Genomic DNA, 20,784 nt, shown 5'->3' with positions numbered 1-20,784 from the left:
TGACTTACTGCGCGCTCAATACCAAATTTTTGGCCTGACCGTCTGAGGTGAGAACAGCGATCACATAGACCATGCGCCCACCTTCATCACACACCTGCACATTCAAAATGTCCGCGCTCGCGTCGACGCCACCCGAAGCCAAGACGGCATCGAGAGACTTGATCTGCCCCGAGGAGACCGCCTCTTGGATCTGGCGCTTATCGAGGCAGCTCTGGGCCACAGCATCCTCTGTCGTCCCAAATGTGACGAACAGAGCCATAACGAGGGCCGCGGCGACAGCGAAAATGTTCAGGTTCGGTTTCATGAAACCATCAATACAAGCAGTTTGCTGAATGGGACCTGAATGAGGCAATCAAACGAAACAAACTGTATGGGCATAAGGAAAAAGCGCGCCACCCTTCACGGGCGACGCGACAAGTATCATTCAGCGCGGATGCAATGACAAGGCGCTAGCTCTGTGCCAACACCCCCTTCACGCTTTTGCGTAGGAACACAAAGGCCAAAGCCTCGATGATCAAATTCCCCACTGACGCTTGGTCAAAGGCGGGCAGATCAATGCCCAAAAGCTGCGCCAGTCCCACCAGCAACATGATCGTAGACACAATATAGGTTTTGTAGCCGTCCAACATTGGAAGTCCCTCCAGTTGCGTTGACGTCTGATTTTCGCCCGCCATGCCAAGAGCGGCCGTGCGGACCAAACTCACCCGGCGCGTCCACCCTTTTCCGAAAGTGACAAACGTTCCGAGTTTTCCGAGAAAGCCCATGCGCTGATCACACAAGGCATTGATGAGCAGCCTTGGCCGGGCACGCGCCAAAGCGCCCAGCGTCACCGGGCCAATCATGCCGTCAGCCGGAACAGCGAGGCAGACCTGCAGCGCCTTGATTGCGCGGCTCGGACCGGAATCGACCGCATAGTCAAACACGGCCAGATCAACACCGGCGGGCATTTCGCCAGCACGACAGACGCGCCAATAGTTCGCCTCATAAATCGCCGCGGCCTCAGCGCGTGTCAGCGCCCGCACCGCCGCTTTTGGCAGTTGCGTGAACGGCACCACGCCCCGCCAATGCGCGAGCGCTTTTCGCGTTATGCCCATGTTGGTCGCGCCGCCCCGATCGAGCGGATGATCAACATAGCCTCCCTCGTGGGCCAGAACATGCGCCAGGCAGCGCTCAAAGCCTTCACTCATCGAACACTGCCTCCGCCTTGTGCCCGGCGCCAAGCAGCGGGCTCACCGGTTCGACACGCCAAGTAAAACTGCTGGCGAGGACCCCAAAATCAGCGATCTGCTGTGCCTCTGAATAGACAGCTGAGGCTGTGCTCACCGCAAAGCGACGCACCTCAATGCCACTCGACACCACGCTCAGCTCATAGGCTTCCGGGATGTATTCCAGCGGCGGGTTCGCCCCGCTCCATCCATCCCCAACCGCACGACTGCGTCGTTTCCAAGTGAAGATGATGTCGTCATTGGGCTTTCGCTCTGCCACGAGATGTCCGGGTGCCAAAGGCAAAACCGGCGCAGGGTCTGGCACAATGCTCAAGGCGACTTCTGTCATCAGAGGTCAGAGGCGCCGACACCACAGTTCATCGCCCCTCACCCGACTTCGGGGGAGGTCGGGTTGGGGCTCAAAGTCCCCGCAACCGCGGCCGCGCATCATTAAGAAGCAGCTCCGTAATCCCCCAGACGAGCGCATCCACCCGATCCGGCGAATGCCCATCGGCCTTGCCATCCGGCCCAAAGGCGCAGAGCTCATCTTCAAGCGCCACCAGCCCCTCAACATGAAACACCAATCCACGCCCATAAAGCGCCGCCACCGGCTCCGCTCGTAGCCACTTGCCTCGGCTCGCCCGCACAGCCTTCATCGGCACTGACGGATCAACCTGCTCGATCATCGTCCGCACCAGATCGCCGCCCTGGTTCACCTCCACCACGAGACAATCCGCCTGATGCGCGTGATAGGCCGCCACCGCCCGCCGCGCCCAAGCCAAAGGCGGCGAGGGTTTGAGCGTTGCGTCTTCCAGCACCACAGCGTGCTCGCCGACGCGCCCAACAACGATAATCCCGCAAGCGTCTGACTTGGCCGTCCCCGTCACCGGCGGATCCACTGCCACCACCACGCGGCCTAAACTCTCGGCCACACCGCGCTTAAACATTGCCCTCTGCCATAGCGCATTAGGCAAGTCCTCGATCATTTCCCCGTCGAGTTCCTGCCGCCCCAGCACGCTCCCCTCGTAGCGCGCCACCACCGCATCGAGAAAACTCGGCGCCAGATTTCGCGCATTGTCCGAGGTCCGCATTCTCACAGTCTTTGTGTGCTCGTCCGCCAAAAGTCTTTTAATCAGCCACGTCGGTCGGGGCGTTGTTGTCGCCAACTGCCGTGGACGATCCCCCAATCGCAGGCCAAACTGCAACATGTCCCAAGCCTCCTCGGCATTGGGCCATTTGCCAATCTCATCGCACCATGCGGCTGCAAATTGCGGCCCGCGAAACCGCTCCGGGTCCGAACCCGTCATAATCGCGGCCTCCCCCCCATTGGGCCAGATCAGCCGCGACTTTCCGCGTAAAACAGGACGTTCCTCATCCGGATGCACCGCCAGCAAGCCGCTCTCGCCGCGCACCATGATGTCCACCGCCTCGGTCATGGTTTCGCCGACCAGCGCAATGGGCCCGATGCCGCGTCGAGCCAGCCGCCGCACCCATTCCGACCCGGCTCTGGTTTTGCCCGAACCACGACCGCCGAGCAGCAACCACGTCGTCCAGTCTCCCGGCGGCGGCTTTTGCGCGCGTCTGGCCCATTTGGGCCAGCAGAAATACATTTTATAGGCCTGCTCATCGGTGAGGCCGTCGACCCGTCGCGCGTTATTTTCGCTCGGACTGGTCAAGACGCTTGATCAGTTTATTGCGAATATCCGTCATATCGCGACGACTGGGCGGCTCCACATTGCGCTCGCTCGCGCCCATCTTCAGCACGGCATCGAGCGTCTTCACCTCAGCGGCGAGCAGTTTGGATTTCTGGTCGATTGGCATATCCGTCGCTTTCTCCAATGCACTGATCTGGTTTCCCAAAAGGCGCATAATTCGAGCGATCAAGAGCGCTGCCGTTGGCGTGTCTTTTCGCGAGGTGGTCCAGAGTTGGTTCTCGCGTTTGTAGCGCAGCTGTTTGAGCGAAATTCCGTGGCGCTGGCAGATCACGCGCGGTGAGAACGAATGGCTCTCATATTCCGCGCGAACGATGTCCCAGTTCGGCGTTGCGTTCCGAAACATCCCCTCGCCCCAGACCCACTTTCTTGATCATGCCTGAAAGCTACCATCTCTGCGTGACGCGAGGATAAGAGGGATAAGTTTTAGTCGATCTCGCCGTCCGGCAGCGCCACATAGATCAGCACGCTCATGATGAGGATGAATACGCGGAAGGCCGATTCCAGCCCGTTCCACGTTTCGGACATCCACATGCCAAACCACTCGCCGCCAATGGACATGAAGCCCACCTGCCAGACGAGAAATCCGAATGTTAGCCCAGCGATGGCCCAGGATTTTTGGCGGTTAAAACTTCCTGCGCTTGCGTTGCGTGCCCTATAGAGCCTTGCTGCGCCGACCCAACAAGCGACGGCAGTCGCCAGTTCAGCAGCAATAATAAGGATATATGCGATGTGGTGCGCAATCTCATTGTCGATGGCGCGATAGGTGGTCCCTGCGTCAGGAAACACCGTATCCATCGCCAACACATGCTGCACGAACGCGAAGTTTGAGCCATAGTCGGTGATATTGCCGAAGGCCACGAGGCTCGCATAAAGCGCCACCGCAGCAACAGTGATCACCTTGCTGATCCTGAGCACAAGCATTCCCGCCTCCATTATTCCGTGCGGGTTATCTGACCCGAGTTCTATTCGCCCGACTTGGTAGACGACTCGTCCCGCCGAAGCGATCTCGCGTTTATGTCAGGCCCCAAATATGCGCTTGGCTTCCAGCGACAGCCCAAGCCCAACACTCCCCAACACGTCGGTACGGATCACCTCAGCCTCGGGGAAACGGGCCTGCAATCGGTTCGCTACCGCCGGAACCAGCGTCGAACCGCCGGTCAAGATCAAGCTGTCAATGTCAGACGCCTTCACCCCGGCCTGCGCCAGTGTTGCGCCAATGGTGGTTTCGAGCTTGCCAATCGAGTCATCAAGCGCCTCGGCCAGCTGCTCGACGCTAATATCGGTGCGGATGCGGCTACCGTTTACGTCGAAGTCGAACGCCGACACGGGCTTATCCGAAAGCTCAATTTTGGAGCCTTCCACCGCGCCAATCAGCCGATGTCCGAGACGCTCCTCAACGAGCGTTATCATCGTCTCGACCCGCTCCGCTTCCACAGCTTCCCGCATAGTCGAGCGCAGGTCCCGAATAGCCTGTGCATCATAGAGCCGGTTGATGCGGTGCCAGGTCGAGAGGTCATAATAGGGCGCAACCGGAAGGTGACGCTTCCCGTCCTTGGTCATGCTCCCCAGGCCGAGCTCGGGCATTACCCGGCTCATCGCCAACAGGCGGTCAAAATCCGTCCCCCCGATATGAACGCCGCCCGTGCCCAGAATATCGTCGGAACGGTCAGCCTTGTCGGCATTGCCCGGCGCAACCTTCACCAGCGAAAAGTCCGAGGTACCGCCACCCAAGTCGATGATCAGCGCCAGACGCTCGCCATTGACGTGACGCTCGTAATCCAGAGCGGCCGCGATCGGCTCAAACTGGAAAGCGATATCCTTAAACCCCTGCGCGCGTACGGCGGCTTCCAACTGGTCTTGCGCCTGCCGATCCGCTGCCGGATCATCATCCACAAACTGCACCGGACGGCCGAGCACAACCTGTGTCAGCTCATCGCCCAGATGCGCCTCAGCGCGCTTTTTCAACTCAGCGACATAGGTGCCGATGATATCGCCATAGCCATAGCGCTTGGCTTTAATGCGGGTCGTGTCGTTAAAAAGGCTCGTGCCCAAAACGCTCTTGATTGAGCGCATCAAACGCCCTTCGGCGCCGGTCACATATTCCGCCACGGCATCACGGCCAAAGTGGATTTGGTTGTCTTCAAAGCTAAAGAACAGAACGCTCGGAATGGTCGCGCTTCCATTTTCCAGCGGCACCAGATGGGGCTGGTTGTCAGCGCCAATCCGTCCAAGCGTAGAGTTGGACGTGCCAAAGTCGAGGCCGCAGGAAAGTGTCATAGTCAAGCTGTCCGGAGAAAGCGCGCTTCAGCGCGTTTAGAGGACGGCTCTCATAGCGAGGGATGGCAGGCCAGACAATCGCCCAATTGTCACGCTGCGGTTTTTCGCTCCTGCGATGGACGGAAATCCACCACTTCAAGGCGCGCCAAGCCACGGCGCTGCGCCCGGCGCACGGCCATGTTGGCTGCGTCTAGCACTTCCCGATCGAACGCCCCTTGCGGATTGACCACGGCGAGACCCATGCTCAGCGTGACCTGACCGGCGTGGCTTTCCTTGTTGGCGATCGCCAGTGTGCGCACGCCCGCTGCAATCTTTGCCGCGATATCGCGGGCCATCAAATTGGGCATGTCTGGCAGGACAAGGACAAAACCGGCGCGACCATTGCGCAGGCAAGCCTGCTCATTGGGCACGTGTGAGCGGATCAAATGCTCCAATTGCTCCAGGCAATCTTCCACGCCGTTGCGTCCGTAAGACGAAAAATAACTGGCGTAGACGTCCATTTCGAGGGCGAGAACGCAGAGCGAGACCTTGCGCTCAGCTGCGCTTTCCCAGGCCCGACGCAAGCTTGCGTCGATCCGTTGCGCTGGGCGAAGCTTCTTTCCGGGACGTTTGGCGATCTCGGCCTTGCCATAAGCAGGTTCAGAACCACCAGGAGCACGGCTCAGCGCTGCGCGAACGCGCGCCCAAAAGCCGTTATCACCACTCAATGTCACCCGATTCATATAGCCCGTTCCTAGGCAGAAGTCAGTTGCCCACAGTCAACACAGGTTTTAGTTAACACAAGGTAACAATACCTAGTTAGATGTGCTCAGGCGGCTCCCATTCTGGCCAATCCACAGCATGTTCTTCCCATTCTTCCGGGTCGACTTCACTTTCGAGATAAGTCCGCCCCGTTACCGAAACTCCCACATCAATAACTGTTTGCGGGTCGCCCGAAACAAGTGGGTGCCACCAGGCCAGCCCTTTTCCTTCCGCAATACGGCGATAAGCGCAGGTCGTGGGAATCCACGCGATCTCCCTCACGTTTTCGGGAGTGAGCTTAATGCAGTCCGGAACAATAGCTTTGCGGTTCGGATAGTCGGTGCATTTGCAGCTGTCCCCATCCAGCAATTGGCAACGCACGTCGGAAGTGATGAGGGTTCCCGTGTCCTCGTCTTCCAGCTTGATCAGACAGCACCGGCCACACCCATCGCAGAGCGCTTCCCACTCGGCCGTGGACATTTCTTCGAGTGTCTTCTCTTCCCAAAAGGCCATGTTTACTCAAACTGTGTTATCGTGGGGCTGGGAGAAATACTTGGGACGAAACCGTCCACGGTCATTTTCCAGTCACACCATTGCATAATGCCTGTGTCCCAGACAAATACTGGGACGACGCGGCGCGGGACCAAATCTTGCAAGATCCATTCTACATCAAGGAAAAGAAGCGAAAGCCCCAAAGCGGCATGCTGGCCGCCGACGCTTGGCTCGATTCTTCCCTTTATGAGTTTTGGAACGCGCTTGGTCGAGGCTATACGCGATTTCAGGACTTTATGTCCCGTTTTCATGTCACTGGTGTAAAGCGCTTCGTCGTCGAAATCCTGTCCGACGCCTTTTCTTTTGGGGCCATCGGCGCGGTGCTCATGACCGCCCTCGCCCTCCCCGCCTTCGACATCACCGATCGCGGAGCCTTCAATAAGGCCGAGGATTATTCGGTGATCTTCCAGGATCGTTATGGCGCCGAGATCGGCCGCCGCGGCATCCGCTCCGACGATAGCGTCGCGCTGGACCAAATGCCCGACTATCTGGTCAAGGCAACGCTGGCCACCGAAGACCGACGCTTTTACGAACACTTCGGCATTGACGTCGTCGGCACGCTGCGCGCCCTCATGAGCAATGCGCAAGGTGATCGTGGCACGCAGGGCGGCTCATCCATCACCCAACAGCTGGCCAAAAACCTTTTCCTCTCCTCAGAGCGCACGCTCGAGCGTAAGATTGTTGAGGCGTTTTTGTCGGTCTGGCTCGAGTGGCACTACTCCAAAGACCAGATTCTCAAACTCTATTTCGACCGCGCCTATATGGGCGGCGGCAATTATGGCGTGACCGCCGCCTCTGAGTTTTACTTTGGCAAGCGCGTTCAGGACATCAACCTGTCCGAAGCCGCCATGCTGGCGGGCATGTTTAAGGCTCCGGGCAATTATGCGCCCCATATCGACCTTGCCGCTGCGCGTGGCCGCGCCAATCTGGTGCTCACCAATATGGTGGCAGCCGGCTTCCTCACTGAAGGTCAGGTGACCGCCGCGCGTCGCAATCCCGCAGCCGCCATAGATCGCCGTAAAGACATCGACTCCCCGAACTATTTCCTCGACTACGCTTTTGAGGAAACAAAGAAGAAGATCGAAGAACGCGCGGCCAACGGCAATAATTTCGTCGTCCGCACGACAATCGACACAACGCTGCAATCCTATGCCGAGGAAGCCATCACCTCGGTTATCCGCGACTCTGGCGAACAGTATCGCGTTGAGCAGGGTGCGATGGTGGTCACCGATACTGAGGGCGCAATCCGCGCCATGGTTGGCGGAACCGATTACGCCAAGAGCCAGTTCAATCGCTCGATCGTCTCTAATCGCCAACCCGGCTCCGCCTACAAGCCCTTCGTCTATGCCGAAGCGATGGAGCAACTTGGTCTCAAGCCGAGCGATCGCATTTCAGACGCGCCCGTGTGCATCGGCGATTGGTGTCCGCAGAACTATGGCCGTAGCTATCGCGGACAAACCACGCTCATCTCGGCTTTTGCCTCGTCGATCAACACCGTCCCGGTCACGCTTTCGATCAAAACCGGCCGCGATAAAATCGCCGAGTTGTCGTATCGCATGGGCCTGAGGCAGGAATATCCAGTCACGCGCTCCCTCGCCCTCGGCGTGGCGTCGGTATCCGTGCTCGATATGACCAGCTCCTACGCGGTCTTTGCCAATCATGGCTACAAAACGCCCGCATATGGCCTGACGCGCCTTATCGACTCCCGTGGCGAAACCGTTTGGGAATATGACGAAACCGTCCCGCGCGAGCGCGTTCTCTCCGAGCAGACGGTTGCCTATATGAATGAAATGATGCGCGCCGTTGTCACCTCCGGCACGGGCCGTCGCGCGCATATTGATGGCGTGCCCACCTTGGGCAAAACCGGCACCACCACTTCGTATCGCGACGCGTGGTTTGCAGGATTCACCGGCAATTATGTTGCTGCTGTGTGGTTCGGTAACGACGATTATCGCACCACCAATGATCTCACCGGCGGCCTTCTGCCGACAGTCGCCTGGCAGAAGTTCATGGCCTATGCCCATACCAATATCGCGATAAAGCCTGTCTTCGGCATTGAGTTTGATCTGCCAGAAACCCTGATCGCCGCCGCACCGGAAGAAACCGAAGAAGAGATCGCGCAACGACCGCCCAATCTCAAACCCGCTGCCGCCAGCAAGCTCCTCGACCTCGCCGCGCGCCTCTCGTCCAGCCAGTCATCGGACCAGCTTGCTACAGCGCCATCGGCCGACAGCCAGCCGACGCTCTAATCAGGTCACGCCTCCCGGCCTTCGGCGCTAAATTTTCGCAACATTCAATATACAGAAGACACCGAACAATATCTTCAGTATTTGGCCGAATCTATCTCCAGACAGCCGAACACATACTCATCAACACCCCAGAAACAAACAAATCACACCGGACTTTGTTGCATAACCGCAACTACGGGTAAATCACCAGAACAAGGCCCAGAGTCTAGTTTTATTCTTTACTGACAATAACTAAATCACGATAAGCACCAGGAAAAAAATTCACAAAACCAGAATACCAGATACACCTCACATTCTTGAAGTCTAAAAACAATCATGGAACCATATGGGCCTCAACCAATGGGCGAGGGCTAAATGTTCAAGAAACTTGTTATTGTAGCCGCTGCTAGCACAGCAGTTACTCCTGCAGTCTTTGCTGCAGACTTGTATACTCCAGTTGCAGACCCACCAGTTTACACCGCATCTGGCTTTGACTGGACCGGCATCTACGCCGGCGCCGTCGGCGGCTATGTGTGGGGGCGTAGCGAAGTGATAGACCCAACAGGGGGTCTTCCCACGACAATCGTTAACCCGTCAGGTGGGCAAGTCGGCATCACTGCCGGCGTGAATGGGCAGTTCGATCAGTTTGTTTTGGGCCTGGAAGGCGAAATTCTCTGGTCAGGTGTCACCGGAACAGCGCCAATACCTACATTCACTGATATTACGACCGTCAAATCAAATTGGCAGGGCGCAATCAAAGCCCGAGCAGGCGTCGCCCTTGACAAGGTCCTTATATATGCGCACGGCGGCTTAGCATTTGCGGATTACTACAGCTCAGTACACACTGCCGGTGGTGCATTGCTCGTTGACTACCGCACTAGCCGTACAGGGTGGACTGTTGGCGCAGGCGTTGAAATGGCAGTCACTGACAACGTGACTATCAAGGCTGAGTATGCCTACACGGACTTCGGCAAGTGGACAGGGGTGTACACAACCCCAGCCGGCACTCCTTTTGATACAGACTTCACATACCACACCCACGCGATCAAAGCTGGCGTGAACTTCCACTTCTAATCCTCAAAAGTCACTCTCACGAAACTCCGCAGAATTCGGATTCTGCGGAGTTTTTATTTCAATATTGCAAGTCACGCCTGGCCCCCTCTTCGCAGCATACCCAATCGCCAAACGAATGTTGCAGCCCAGCAACTACGGGAAAGTAACAATACAAACACATAGTTCCAGTTTTTTATTTGCCACCAGCAAGTAAACACCGCCTAATTTCAAAATGAACCAAATCTAGATGCTTCGGCAAGTTATTGAATAAACCAAATAAAACTGCGATTATACACAGATAAACAACTGCGCGAGAAGCAAATGATCAAGAGACTTGTTATCGTTACAGCAGTACTTACTGCACTTCCTCCTGCAGTGTTTGCTGCAGATTTGTATGCTCCAGTTGCAAATCCACCAGCTTACACCGCATCTGGCTTTGACTGGACCGGCATGTACGCCGGCGCCGTCGGCGGCTATGTGTGGGGACGTAGCGTCGCCGGCACTACCGGCAGCGCCGTCACCACGACTATTGACCCGTCTGGCAGTCAGATCGGCGTCACCGCAGGTGTGAATGCTCAGTTTGACCAGTTCGTCCTCGGGCTCGAAGGCGAAGTCCTTTGGTCTGGCGTAAAAGGCACCGGTACAATTACAAATCGCACAGACGTCGCCACCATCAAATCAGAGTGGCAAGGTGCTATCAAAGCCCGCGCCGGCGTGACATTCGATCAGGTCCTCGTCTACGCGCACGGCGGCTTTGCCTTCGCCGATTATAGCGCTTCTGTGAGCACTGGCGGGGGAGTTTTCCGCGGAGACAATCGTACAGGCCGCACCGGCTGGACAGTCGGCGCGGGTGTCGAAATGGCGATCAATGAAAACGTCAGCGTTAAAGCTGAATATGCTTATTCGGACTTCGGAAAATGGACCGGAACGGTCTCCAACGGCCTCGGTAGCACCGACTTCCAATATCACACCCACGCAGTCAAAGCAGGTGTGAACTTCCACTTCTGAGTTTCCACTCCCGTGCATGGGGTAGTTGGGGCAGCTTCGGCTGCCCTAACCTTTTCGGCGCTTCGGTGACCCAGCCCTATTTGCACTGACCTGAGCGCTACAGCCTTCCGCCCCACCGTCGCGCAGAGCATTTCTCTAACCCAAATCATCACGCCTCACAGAGGAGCGGTTTATTTCAAAACAAGATCGACGCAATAAATCACAAACATCAAGACCCAAGTAATCAGAGATAACACCTATTGAAAAACTATATAGAATCCGGTTACTTCAGTACTACAAGAAACAAGCGAGGCCAAAATGTCAAATAGACTTGTTATTGTAGCAATAGCTATTACCGCAATGACTCACACATCCTTTGCTTCAGACTTACACACCCCGGCCACCACCCCACCAGCTTTCACGTCATCTGGCTTTGACTGGACCGGCAGCTATGCCGGCGCGGTGGGAGGCTATGTGTGGGGGCGTAGTGAAATTATAGATCCGACCGGCTTTGTCACCACTACAACTACTAACCCATCGGGCGGCCTACTCGGCATAACCGCTGGCGTGAACGGCCAGTTTGATCAGTTTGTATTGGGACTGGAAGGAGAAATCCTCTGGCCTGGCCTCTCAGGGACCGCAACGGTTCCTTTAGGCACTGACATCGTCACCATCAGATCTGATTGGCAGGGCGCCATAAAAGCCCGCGCTGGTGTGGCGTTCAACCAAGTTCTTGTCTATGCACACGGCGGCCTCGCCTTTACGGACTTCTACAGCCCAATTCACGACTTAAGTGGCGTTTGGCAAGTTGACTATCGTACCAGTCGTACGGGCTGGACTGTCGGCGCTGGCGTCGAAATGGCTGTCACTGACAACGTCACTGTGAAAGCAGAATACGCTTATTCAGACTTTGGCAAATGGGCCGGCACCTACTCCAACGGCGGCAATGTCGAGTTCACTCACCACACCCACGCGATCAAAGCTGGTGTGAACTTCCACTTCTGAGTTCCTCCTCCCGTGCATGGGGTGATTAGGGCAGCTTCGGCTGCCCTAATCTTTTCAACGGTTCCATCCCCTCGCCCCTTCCGAAGCAGCCGCGCGGTTGCTACAACTTCCTAGTCTGCAACAGCTTCGGTTCCTGTCGCCCATGCCCTATTTGCGAATGAGCTGAGCGCCGTGGCCTTTGTCCTCCGCCTCCTCGTTGCTATCGCCGTCGCGCTGAGCATTGGCTTTGGCCTGAGCTACTACGCCCTCACCGATGGCCGGTTCATCGCTGCAAACATGCTCGGCCCTTGGATCACCTGGCAAGATGTCGGCGTGCCGAACCCCAATCCCTATACGCGCAGCCAGATTGCGCGCGAAGGCGCGTTGCAACTCGGCCGCAGCGAGGGCCTGCGTTTCACCGCCGCAACGGACAGCGCTGGCAAGGCTCTTGATCTCAGCTGCACCTACCGCATCTCTGGCCGCGTTCCGATTTCGAGCTTTTGGACTTTGTCTGCCGTCGACAGCGACTGGCGCAATCTGGCCGCACCAGGCGAAGACCTTGCCTTGCGCTCCAGCGAGCTCGTCCGCGACAACGATCGCAGCTTCCGGATTTATGTCGGCCCACATGTCATGCCGATGAACTGGCTTGAACTCGCCGGCAGCGGCCAATACGAGCTGGTGCTCACGCTCTATGACACCACGGCCTTTTCCGGCTTCACCAATGACACGGTCATGCCCTCCATCACCGAGGAGCATTGCCCGTGATCCGCAGTTTTCTCTGGCTCTTAGGCGGCGCAATTCTGGGCGGCATCATCCATATTGTGGTGATCCTGTCCTTGCCAAGCCTGGCCGAAAACACCTCTTGGACCCGTATTTCAGCCCTCGATGCCGATCACACAATGCTCGTCCTACCTGCCATTACGGCTGGTGGTGACAACCCATTGCAGCTCGATCCCGAGCTCGTCTACGGCATTTGCAAAATCGACATCAATGAGGCGCCCGCCTTCGTGCAAGGCACGCTGCCCGACGCATTCTGGTCGGTCGCCGTCTATAATTCGGATGGCATCATCACCTATTCGACGACCAATCGCGACGGCATCGGGCAGACCATTGAGCTCGGAATGTTCAACTCAGCCCAAACCCAACTCCTCGCCCAGCAGCAGATTGAAGTGTCACCCAATCTCTTGGTTGTAGAGATGGCGCATAACGAAGCGGTTGTCGTCGTCCGCGCCGCGCCGCCGCATGACGTTATGCGCCCCCGCTTTGAGGCTGCCCTCGCCGCCGTCAGCTGTGGCCCTCGCCCATGATGAGCTCAGAGACTTTCCACGCACACTTGTCGGCCGTAGTTACGCGGTATCGTGCCGATGTTGCCGAGCCCGGTGAACATCTCGCCCTGCTCCGCTGGCAGATGGACAATAACCACCGCCTTGATCTGCGTGATACTTTCCCCGGCCATATCACCACCAGCGCGCTGGTGATCTCGCCGGCCAAGGACAAGATCTTACTCATAGATCACGTCACCATCGGCCGTTGGCTGCAGCCCGGCGGGCATTATGAACCCAGCGACAGTTTCTGGGCTTCGGCTCTGCGTGAGGCTGTTGAAGAGACCGGCGTTATCGGCGCAGTGCGTCACCCATGGCACAAAGGCGATCTCCCGCTCGTTATCGACAGTCACGATGTGCCCGGAAAGCCCGCGCGCAATGAACCGCCCCACGTCCACCATGATTTGCAATATGTGTTTGTCGCCAGTGCTGACCAGCCTCTGACGGCCCAGCTGGACGAAGTTCATGCGGCCCAATGGCAAGATTTTTCTGCCCTTGCCGCAATTTCCACCCGCGCCGCCAAACGCATTCTCGCGCTTTAAAGCAGCGCCAGCCCGCCCGACACCGTAGCCAGTCCAAGCACGACCAGCCAACTCGGCACTTTGGCAAAAACCAATAGCGCAAAGCCGATCAGCGCCAGCGCGAAATCCAGCCAGCTCCCGACGCCGCTGATAAACACCGGGTCGTACAGGGCTGCGGCGAGCAAACCGACCACGGCAGCATTTGCTCCTGCCATAGCCGCTCGCGCTTGTGCCTTTGTTGCCAGCGCCGCCCAAAAAGGCAAAACTCCAATCAGCAAGAGCATGCCGGGCAAAAATATCGCCACAAGCGCAATGGCCGCACCCGACACGCCATGGCTTAGGGCGCCCAGATAAGCCGCGAAGGTGAAGAGCGGTCCGGGCACGGCTTGCGTCGCGCCATAACCAGCGAGAAACGCATCCTTGCTGACCCAGCCAGAGCCCACCACCTCTGCCTCAAGCAACGGCAAAACCACATGCCCGCCGCCGAACACCAGCGCCCCCGCGCGATAGAACGCGTCGAACAGCGCTACGCCGCCCCCTGCCCCAGCCAAAAGCGGCAAGCCAACCAACAGCACGACGAAGGCGATCAGCGCCCCAATACCAACGCCCTTTGACACCAGCGGTAGTGCGTCGCCCCCCTTGCCCGCAACATGACGACAGATCACCAGCCCAAGCAGCCCGCCCATCCCGATGGCCGCCATCTGCCCAAAACTGCCGCCAATCAGCACTACCAGTACAATCGAACCCATTGCGATGGCGATGCGCGGCAGGTCCGGCGTCAGGCTTTTGGCCATGCCGTAAATCGCCTGCGCCACCACAGCGACAGCAACGAGTTTGAGCCCATGCACAATCCCCTGCGCCAGCGGCCCCTCAAACGCGGCAGCACCGAGCGCAAAGAGCACAAGAAGAATTGCGGATGGGAGGGTGAAAGCGACCCAGGCCGCCAATGCGCCGAGAGGCCCCGCGCGTTGCAAGCCTAGGGCAAAGCCAAGTTGGCTCGATGCTGGTCCGGGCAGAAACTGACACAGCGCGACCAGATCGGCGTAAGCGCTCTCGCTCACCCAGTTTCGCTTGGTCACCAGCTCATCGCGAAAATAGCCAAGGTGGGCGATAGGCCCACCAAAGCTGGTCACACCGAGCTTGAGAAATGTGAAAAAGACTTCGGCAGGCGTTCCGCGCTTATTCTCCGTCGTCACGCCCACCCCGTGCTCACATCATTTCGGAACGATGTTCTCTCGATCAATCGCCATAGTCTGATAACGCGACGGTATTGTGAAGCTTGGCCCACGATTGGCGCCATTGCCACCATCACCGCAGAAGTCATGACGGTTGGCCCGGTCAACCCAAGGCCGGAGCTTGCGCAGGTTCTCATCGACGCCCATGGATTGCTCATGCGGCGTTTCCACCAGCAAATGATCAAGCGCATAGGAATAGCTGAGATAGCGATAGTTCAGTGCCCGCACGAACCAGTCGATATGCCAATCGTTTTCGGTTTTGCGCGCCTGCATATTGGTGCGCACATCGGTCCCAACCGCTGGCAGGCTAGACGCCGCAATCTGGCGCTGGCGATCGACTTCCACCACGGCACAAATCGATGCGAAAGTGCTGCTCACCGTATCGAGATCGGCCAGAATATGCCGACCAACGGTGGAATAGCGGGTCCGCGACGAGTTGTATTGTTCGTTGCGCAGCCAATTGTAATAGCGTTCTTCGGTGAACCGGAAGTCGGTGGCCGAACTCAACCGTGTCCGTTGCAACTCCACCGCGCCATCGAACAGCCAATCCTTGCTGTGCGCAGCCGTGACGAAGCGCCAAGTGCGGTTATGCATTTCCCGCTCTTGGTCGGTCATGTTGAAGTTGGACACCGGCTCCTTGCGGATCTTAGCAATCACACCACCAACAGCAGGCATTGCCGTATCCTGTGTAAAACTTGGCCGCGCCCGGCCGAAGTCGCTCACTGGTCGCGCAACGCAACCGGCGAGAGCCGCAGCCACAATCGCGCCAAGGACTAACCGCTGGCCGATTCTAAAAATTCTATCCGCGCTTTCGCTTGCGCCTTTTGGCATCTAGGTTCGTTTCAGGTGTTAAAGAGCCGCGTTCGTAGCGCACCCCAGTAAACAGTAATATCTGGGCGTCAACGCTTTTCAGTTGTGGCTTAGTCTGGCGCCTTCTGCGCCCGTCTATATGCAACACATCAGCCAAAATGGCCTCCATTGTGCGCCACTCCCCCTTTCCAGTGAGGGCAGCGAGTTGGAAGTTGATCGTCCTGCGCGACGCCCCTCGCGCAAATGCCATTAAGAGATCGTCAAGGTTAACAGCCTATTAACGAATTGCCAGCAATGGTGGGTCAGCATCGGTTTTGATGTAAATTGTGATTCAGTGGTTCCGCCGCAAATGCTTGGTTTTCAGCCGTACGAGACATTTCAGCTTCTGATTGAAACGGGTGGTGTCGATCGCACCAACACGCTGCTCATCGCCGCGTGTGATGCATACGCCCGCCGCGGCAAGCCAACCATTCCCGAAATGGAACAGTTTGAAACTCTGGCAGCGCGCCTCTTCCCGGCCGCGACAGATCAGGCTCGTTCTAAGGCCGCAGCCCTTCTCGGGCGCGCCGAACATCTGTCTCCCATGCTCGAAAACCTCGTCATCGAGAACATTGGCGACGATCTGATTGATTTCCTGCGCAGCGCGCCAGAGCTGTCCGAACAGACCATGTTCACCCTGCTCGAGCGTTTCGGTGCACCGGCAGCCGCAGCCATCGCCACGCGTGGCGACATGACCGACGCTGTCTTGTCCAAGCTCTTCCAGATGAATTCGCGCAAAGTTTATCGCGCGCTCGCAGCGAACTTGCACATTGTGCCAAAGGGCGCTTTTGTCAGCGCCTTGGCCCGTTCGGCGACCATGGATCACTTGGTTGCAGAAGCTCTCGGCAATCGCGAAGATTTTGACGCTGGCCTGCTCGCACCGGCCTTCTTTGACCTTTCCGATGAAAACCGCATCAAGGTCATTCGCTCTTTTGCCCACCGCTCTACCCCAGTGGCTCCAATCGCCCGCACCATTGAGCAGCTCTCCGTCGCTACGGCTGATCTAACCAAGGCGCTGATGAAACTCTTCACCGAGAACCGTCGCCCCGAAGTCACCAAGCTCTTGTCGCAGATCACGGGTCTGGATGAAGTGCGGTGCGGCCAGATCGCCCACGACGTGACCGGCGCATCGCTTTTCGTCATCCTGCGCGCTTTTGGTGCGACGTCTTACGATGGCTTGAAAGTGCTGATCCACGCCACCAGCCAGGACGGTGATCGTTCCAAGTCGCTGGCCGAGTTTGCCATCCTGTTCAACGACATCGCTCCGGCCTCCATGGCCTATCTGATGAGCGCTTGGCGTGGTGAAGTGAACCTGCTGGAGCTGACCAAGCCAGAATACGTGCCACTCAATCAGGACAGCAAGCGGACCGCCAAGCTGGCCACTGCGCACAATGCCATTGTCGATCAGGCAATCGACGCTTTGGCCAAGATTGGTATTCGTCGCGCCGTTTAACGCGGCTCGACGATATCAATACCCGGGTCATCCCCGCGCATATCAAGGCTAATTACCCAGAGATCGGGGTCAAACTCAGTCTCTTGGTTGATGCGATCACGCACTTTGAGCAGGTCCACATGGGAAAAGCGGCGCTGAAACACCAGCCCCGCCCCATCTCCAGCGCTCAGCATGGGCGCGGGCGTAAACAGGCTCCGTGTTCCATCGAGATGATCGATCTCGATGAAAACCTGCCCGGCGATGGGGTCCCCTCGCCGCGCAAGCACACACATATTGCCCAGATCATTGTGGCGGCGCACAAACGCCATGCACCACAGATCGCTTCTGAGGCGTCCCACTTAGATCGTCGCGCCCGCAGTCACCAACAGATCCACCAGATCAGGCTGAACCTGGCCGGTCATCTTGTAGCGATGGAAGTTCTCGAACTCGCGGATCGCGCGCGCCGTTTCCGGCCCCGGCTTGCCGTCGATTGGCGCTCGGAAGAACCCGAGGCTGGCCAAGCCACGCTGGATCTGCATCACCAGTTCTGCGTCGTTCGCAGGCAAAACCTTCACGGTTTCAGCAACCGGCGTCGCGGTCGCAGCAGGTGCTGGAGCCGCAACTGGAGTTGGCGGCTGAGCAGGCTCTAGCGACGCGACAAGCGTCGGTGCGGGCTGCGGCGCTGATGCGACCACTGGCTGAGCCATCAGCGCAACCGATGGAGTCGGCGTTGTTGGCGCAGCTTCGGGCGAACTCATATTGGCCAAAATGCCATCGATTGTCGTCGCTGCGGCATGCGCAACTTGCGGCTGCGGTTGAACCACAGGCGCGACTTCCGGCGTCGGCGGCGCAATTGGTGGCAAAACGACAGCCTGCGGCTGAACAGGCGGCGCGATCATTTCTGGCTGCGGCGCAGGCTGCACCACCGGCACAGGTGCTGGCGCTGGCGCATAATAGACCTGCTGCACTGGCTCTGGCGTGCGGATTGGCGTCGTAATCGCCTGTTCCTGCACGGGCTGCGAGCGAGCACCAGACACACGGCCTGCTGCATCAGAATTCAGAATAGCATCGACAACAGATTTGTCAGCAGAACCCGTTGGGTTCATCCCATTGCGATTCTGGAACTGGCGGATAGCGGCGGCGGTCTGTGGGCCGTAATAGCCGTCGACCTTGCCAGCGAACAGCTGCAGTTCGACCAGCTTCTTCTGCACGGCGAACATCTGCGCATTGCCCACTGGCTCGTCCGGCACCGCGTTCTGCACAGGCGCACTGGCATAGGTTGGGGTCTGCGTCGGCTGGGTCAGAACAGTCTGCTGTGCTGGCGCGAGCGCGACCTCTTCCAATGCAGGTCGATCGACAACAGGCGTCGGCATGACGGCATTGACCTGGCTGGTCTGCACGAAAAATGGCGACGGATGTTCGGTCGTTTGCATGAACAGCGCATTGCTGCCCGCCATTGCCGACAGGGTCACCATGGCAAGAACAGCCGTGGATGCCAATGGCGCGCGCATATAGCGGTCAAACGACCAATAACCAGCTTTGGTCAAGGTCGTAACCACAACGCTCCCCGCCATCAGCGGAAGCTGGGAAAGGGTGTTCGTTGTCATTGTGCTTTTCTTTTTTCGCTTGGCCATGAGAGTGTGGATGCAGCCTGTGGCTCACGATGAAGAGGAAGGACTTCGGCGGTTTCAAGGCCACCATTTGGTCCTGCGATCGGCAGGAGGACGGTAATCGTCGTCCCCGCCCCGATCTCTGACATGGCACGTAATGTGCCCCCGTGCAGTTCGACCATTCCCTTAACGATGGAGAGGCCAAGCCCCGTGCCTTCGTATGTGCGGTTCAGGCCATCTTGCACCTGGAAGAAAGGCTCGCCAATGCGGGCGAGTGCCGCTGGTGCCATGCCGATACCATTGTCTCGAACCGAGATATTGATCGACTGGCCCTGACGCTTGACGGACACCGCCACATCGCCGCCTTCATGGCTGAACTTTATGGCGTTAGAGAGGAGGTTGATCAGAATCTGGCGGCAGACACGCTCATCAGCGTGCAGCGTCGGCAGGCCCTGCTCCACATCCGTACGCAGCGAGACGCGGCGCTCCTGAGCCATTGTGTCGACCATGGACACGCAAGCCGGAACAATCTCTGCCGGAACCAGCGGCTCGGCATGAATTTCAAACTTGCCCGCTTCGATACGCGACATGTCGAGCAACATGCCCACCACGTCGAGAAGGTGACGACCGCTCTGCTTGATCAGTGTCGCATATTCCATATGCGAAGGCGAAAGCTCGCCACCGATCCCCGAGGTCATCATTTCCGAAAAACCGACCACAGCATTGAGCGGCGTGCGCAGTTCATGCCCGATGGTGGCGAGGAAACGCGACTTGGCTTGCGAGGCATCTTCAGCAGCGCGACGGGCTTCGCTCATCGTCACTTCGGCATCCTTGCGCGCCGTAATATCGCGCAGCAAGCCAATAACATCGTGACGACCAGCCTTAGCTTCTTCTTCCAGAATGGGCGAAAGCTGAATTTCGCACCACACGAAGCGCGGCACATTGGAGTTCGACCGTGGGTCTTCCTGGCGCACACGCGCTTCAATCGTGCGGCTACGTCTGCCTTCAGAAGCATCGGCGAATGCGGTCAGGAATACAGGGCGATCCAGCACATGCAGACGCTCGCCGAGGCCACGACCGCTGATCTGATAGCGTGGGCAACCAAACAGGCTTTCCGAAGCGCGCGACGCAAGCAGCACGATGCCGTCAGTGCCAAAGCGCAGCACGGCGTCCTGAACATGCTCCACCAAATGGCGGTATGCGTTCATCTGCGCCTTTTCCTGGCTGTCAGCCCGCTGGCTGACGCAGTGCGCCGAATAGGTGACGATCCCGCAGCTCACAACGAAGGCCAACATGCCCGCGATCTGCAACGCCAGTGCACTGTCCATAACGCGCGGCAGGCCAAGCAGCGAAGCGCTGATGCTGATCATCAGAATTGGCGCCAGCATGATCCAGCTGACAACGCGCAGACGCGTCTTGGTGGTCAGTACGGCCAGAACCGGACCGAGCAGCGCGACCGCAAGGCCAGCGTCGACCAAGGCGCGATCGGCAACGGAGAGCACCAGGCCAGAGGCCATAAGAACTGTAACATTGGCAGCAGCAGCGGCGTCATAGCGGCCCGCGCGCACCATAGAGAGCGCGATCAAACCACCTGCCAGCACGCTTGCCGCCAGAATAAAGGCAACGCCCGAGCCCGACACAAGGCCGTAAACAGCGGGGAACATGCCGACCAGGGCAACGACGATGAAAATGCGTGCGGTATTTCCGATGGCCTGCAAGCGCATGACTTCTGGGAAACTACCCGTGTCCAGCGAGGCAAGGGTATTGCCCCATTTGGCTCCGAAGAGACTGAAGTTACGCATCAACACACTACTCACACTACCGACGCCTGTCTGAACTGTTGGGTTCAGATGTGGGCTCTGCCGCCCTCGCCCGACTGATCGGGTCTCGTATGTGAGCAACCTCGTCCGCCAACCTCTAATGCAGGTTTAAACTCGGGGGGCGTCTAACGCTTTATGGGGAGTTTCGACCGTGTTTCAAAAAACAGCGTAAACAGGTTATTGCCAAGGCACCCCCCGTGGTCGCAATTGATTCAACCTTTCTACAAAAGGTCCAACAGATTGTAGCTAATCC

At 57.9% G+C, this 20,784-nt stretch carries 22 protein-coding genes; 8 read left to right on the top strand and 14 right to left on the bottom strand.

All coding sequences use genetic code 11. The features are described from left to right. Positions 1–4 precede the first annotated feature (4 nt). The 9 genes from HKD40_RS05220 to HKD40_RS05180 all read right to left on the bottom strand — a co-directional run bounded on the left by HKD40_RS05220 (position 5) and on the right by HKD40_RS05180 (position 6,451). Positions 5–304, bottom strand: coding sequence for a hypothetical protein (locus HKD40_RS05220; RefSeq protein WP_169194674.1), 300 nt, complete (start codon positions 302–304; stop codon positions 5–7). A 145-nt stretch (positions 305–449) separates the two neighbouring features. Then, entirely contained in the window at positions 450–1,187 is a 738-nt protein-coding gene (locus HKD40_RS05215) for a glycoside hydrolase family 108 protein (protein WP_169194673.1), read from the bottom strand. Beyond that, positions 1,180–1,554, bottom strand: coding sequence for a hypothetical protein (locus HKD40_RS05210; RefSeq protein WP_169194672.1), 375 nt, complete (start codon positions 1,552–1,554; stop codon positions 1,180–1,182). The genes HKD40_RS05215 and HKD40_RS05210 overlap by 8 nt, the downstream gene beginning before the upstream one ends. A gap of 70 nt (positions 1,555–1,624) precedes the next feature. After that, positions 1,625–2,881, bottom strand: coding sequence for a terminase family protein (locus tag HKD40_RS05205; protein ID WP_248305914.1), 1,257 nt, complete (start codon positions 2,879–2,881; stop codon positions 1,625–1,627). Next, the gene (locus HKD40_RS05200) at positions 2,859–3,263 is read right to left on the bottom strand and encodes a hypothetical protein (RefSeq protein ID WP_169194671.1); all 405 of its coding nucleotides are present in this window, start codon (positions 3,261–3,263) and stop codon (positions 2,859–2,861) included. The genes HKD40_RS05205 and HKD40_RS05200 overlap by 23 nt, the downstream gene beginning before the upstream one ends. Positions 3,264–3,343: 80 nt before the next feature. Next, positions 3,344–3,841 (bottom strand): DUF2165 domain-containing protein, encoded by a 498-nt coding sequence (locus HKD40_RS05195; protein ID WP_169194670.1) that lies wholly within the window; start codon positions 3,839–3,841, stop codon positions 3,344–3,346. A gap of 96 nt (positions 3,842–3,937) precedes the next feature. Then, positions 3,938–5,197 carry an Hsp70 family protein gene (locus HKD40_RS05190; RefSeq protein ID WP_169194669.1) on the bottom strand — a complete coding sequence of 420 codons (1,260 nt, stop codon included), beginning with the start codon at positions 5,195–5,197 and terminating at the stop codon, positions 3,938–3,940. Positions 5,198–5,286: 89 nt separating this feature from the next. Next, complete coding sequence (locus tag HKD40_RS05185; RefSeq protein WP_169194668.1) at positions 5,287–5,919, bottom strand: diguanylate cyclase; 633 nt, start codon at positions 5,917–5,919, stop codon at positions 5,287–5,289. 76 nt (positions 5,920–5,995) lie between these two features. Continuing rightward, a complete protein-coding gene (locus HKD40_RS05180) occupies positions 5,996–6,451 on the bottom strand; it encodes a YcgN family cysteine cluster protein (RefSeq protein WP_169194667.1) in 456 nt (151 codons plus the stop codon). A 137-nt stretch (positions 6,452–6,588) separates the two neighbouring features. Between HKD40_RS05180 and HKD40_RS05175 the strand changes: the two genes are divergently transcribed. The 7 genes from HKD40_RS05175 (at position 6,589) to HKD40_RS05145 (ending at position 13,606) form a co-directional block, all read left to right on the top strand. Further along, positions 6,589–8,739 carry a PBP1A family penicillin-binding protein gene (locus HKD40_RS05175; protein ID WP_169194666.1) on the top strand — a complete coding sequence of 717 codons (2,151 nt, stop codon included), beginning with the start codon at positions 6,589–6,591 and terminating at the stop codon, positions 8,737–8,739. 354 nt (positions 8,740–9,093) lie between these two features. Then, entirely contained in the window at positions 9,094–9,792 is a 699-nt protein-coding gene (locus tag HKD40_RS05170) for an outer membrane protein (protein ID WP_169194665.1), read from the top strand. 300 nt (positions 9,793–10,092) lie between these two features. Further along, positions 10,093–10,779 carry an outer membrane protein gene (locus HKD40_RS05165; RefSeq protein WP_169194664.1) on the top strand — a complete coding sequence of 229 codons (687 nt, stop codon included), beginning with the start codon at positions 10,093–10,095 and terminating at the stop codon, positions 10,777–10,779. Between the two features lie 297 nt (positions 10,780–11,076). Then, positions 11,077–11,763 (top strand): outer membrane protein, encoded by a 687-nt coding sequence (locus HKD40_RS05160; protein ID WP_169194663.1) that lies wholly within the window; start codon positions 11,077–11,079, stop codon positions 11,761–11,763. A gap of 171 nt (positions 11,764–11,934) precedes the next feature. Further along, on the top strand, positions 11,935–12,507 hold the full coding sequence (locus HKD40_RS05155) for a DUF1214 domain-containing protein (protein WP_169194662.1): 573 nt from the start codon (positions 11,935–11,937) through the stop codon (positions 12,505–12,507). Further along, positions 12,504–13,049 carry a hypothetical protein gene (locus HKD40_RS05150; RefSeq protein ID WP_169194661.1) on the top strand — a complete coding sequence of 182 codons (546 nt, stop codon included), beginning with the start codon at positions 12,504–12,506 and terminating at the stop codon, positions 13,047–13,049. Before HKD40_RS05155 ends, HKD40_RS05150 begins: the two co-directional genes overlap by 4 nt. Next, positions 13,046–13,606, top strand: a complete 561-nt coding sequence (locus tag HKD40_RS05145) for an NUDIX domain-containing protein (RefSeq protein WP_169194660.1) — start codon at positions 13,046–13,048, stop codon at positions 13,604–13,606. The genes HKD40_RS05150 and HKD40_RS05145 overlap by 4 nt, the downstream gene beginning before the upstream one ends. On the opposite strand, the gene chrA is transcribed toward HKD40_RS05145, so the two are convergent. After that, the gene (chrA, locus tag HKD40_RS05140) at positions 13,603–14,781 is read right to left on the bottom strand and encodes a chromate efflux transporter (RefSeq protein WP_349236791.1); all 1,179 of its coding nucleotides are present in this window, start codon (positions 14,779–14,781) and stop codon (positions 13,603–13,605) included. The genes HKD40_RS05145 and chrA overlap by 4 nt on opposite strands. An 18-nt stretch (positions 14,782–14,799) precedes the next feature. Further along, a complete protein-coding gene (locus HKD40_RS05135) occupies positions 14,800–15,495 on the bottom strand; it encodes a hypothetical protein (RefSeq protein ID WP_169194658.1) in 696 nt (231 codons plus the stop codon). 484 nt (positions 15,496–15,979) lie between these two features. On the opposite strand from HKD40_RS05135, the gene HKD40_RS05130 reads away from it, so the two are divergent. After that, positions 15,980–17,122: a DUF2336 domain-containing protein gene (locus HKD40_RS05130; RefSeq protein ID WP_169194657.1), complete on the top strand. Its 1,143-nt coding sequence runs from the start codon at positions 15,980–15,982 to the stop codon at positions 17,120–17,122. Here the strand turns inward: HKD40_RS05130 and HKD40_RS05125 are convergent. From HKD40_RS05125 to HKD40_RS05115, 3 genes are read right to left on the bottom strand one after another with little or no spacing between them, the layout of a single operon-like run. Continuing rightward, a complete protein-coding gene (locus HKD40_RS05125; protein ID WP_282567618.1) occupies positions 17,119–17,460 on the bottom strand; it encodes a DUF1491 family protein in 342 nt (113 codons plus the stop codon). The genes HKD40_RS05130 and HKD40_RS05125 overlap by 4 nt on opposite strands. Then, positions 17,461–18,708, bottom strand: coding sequence for a peptidoglycan-binding domain-containing protein (locus HKD40_RS05120; RefSeq protein WP_169194655.1), 1,248 nt, complete (start codon positions 18,706–18,708; stop codon positions 17,461–17,463). It lies immediately after the preceding gene. Further along, entirely contained in the window at positions 18,705–20,513 is a 1,809-nt protein-coding gene (locus HKD40_RS05115; protein WP_169194654.1) for a PAS domain-containing sensor histidine kinase, read from the bottom strand. Before HKD40_RS05115 ends, HKD40_RS05120 begins: the two co-directional genes overlap by 4 nt. Between the last annotated feature and the right edge of the window lie 271 nt (positions 20,514–20,784).

The organism is Devosia sp. MC1541, from assembly GCF_012847305.1.
In the GTDB taxonomy this organism is placed as follows: Bacteria; Pseudomonadota; Alphaproteobacteria; order Rhizobiales; family Devosiaceae; genus Devosia.
The sequence above is the reverse complement of the archived record's forward strand: the minus strand, read 5'-3'. Positions and strand labels throughout refer to the sequence as shown.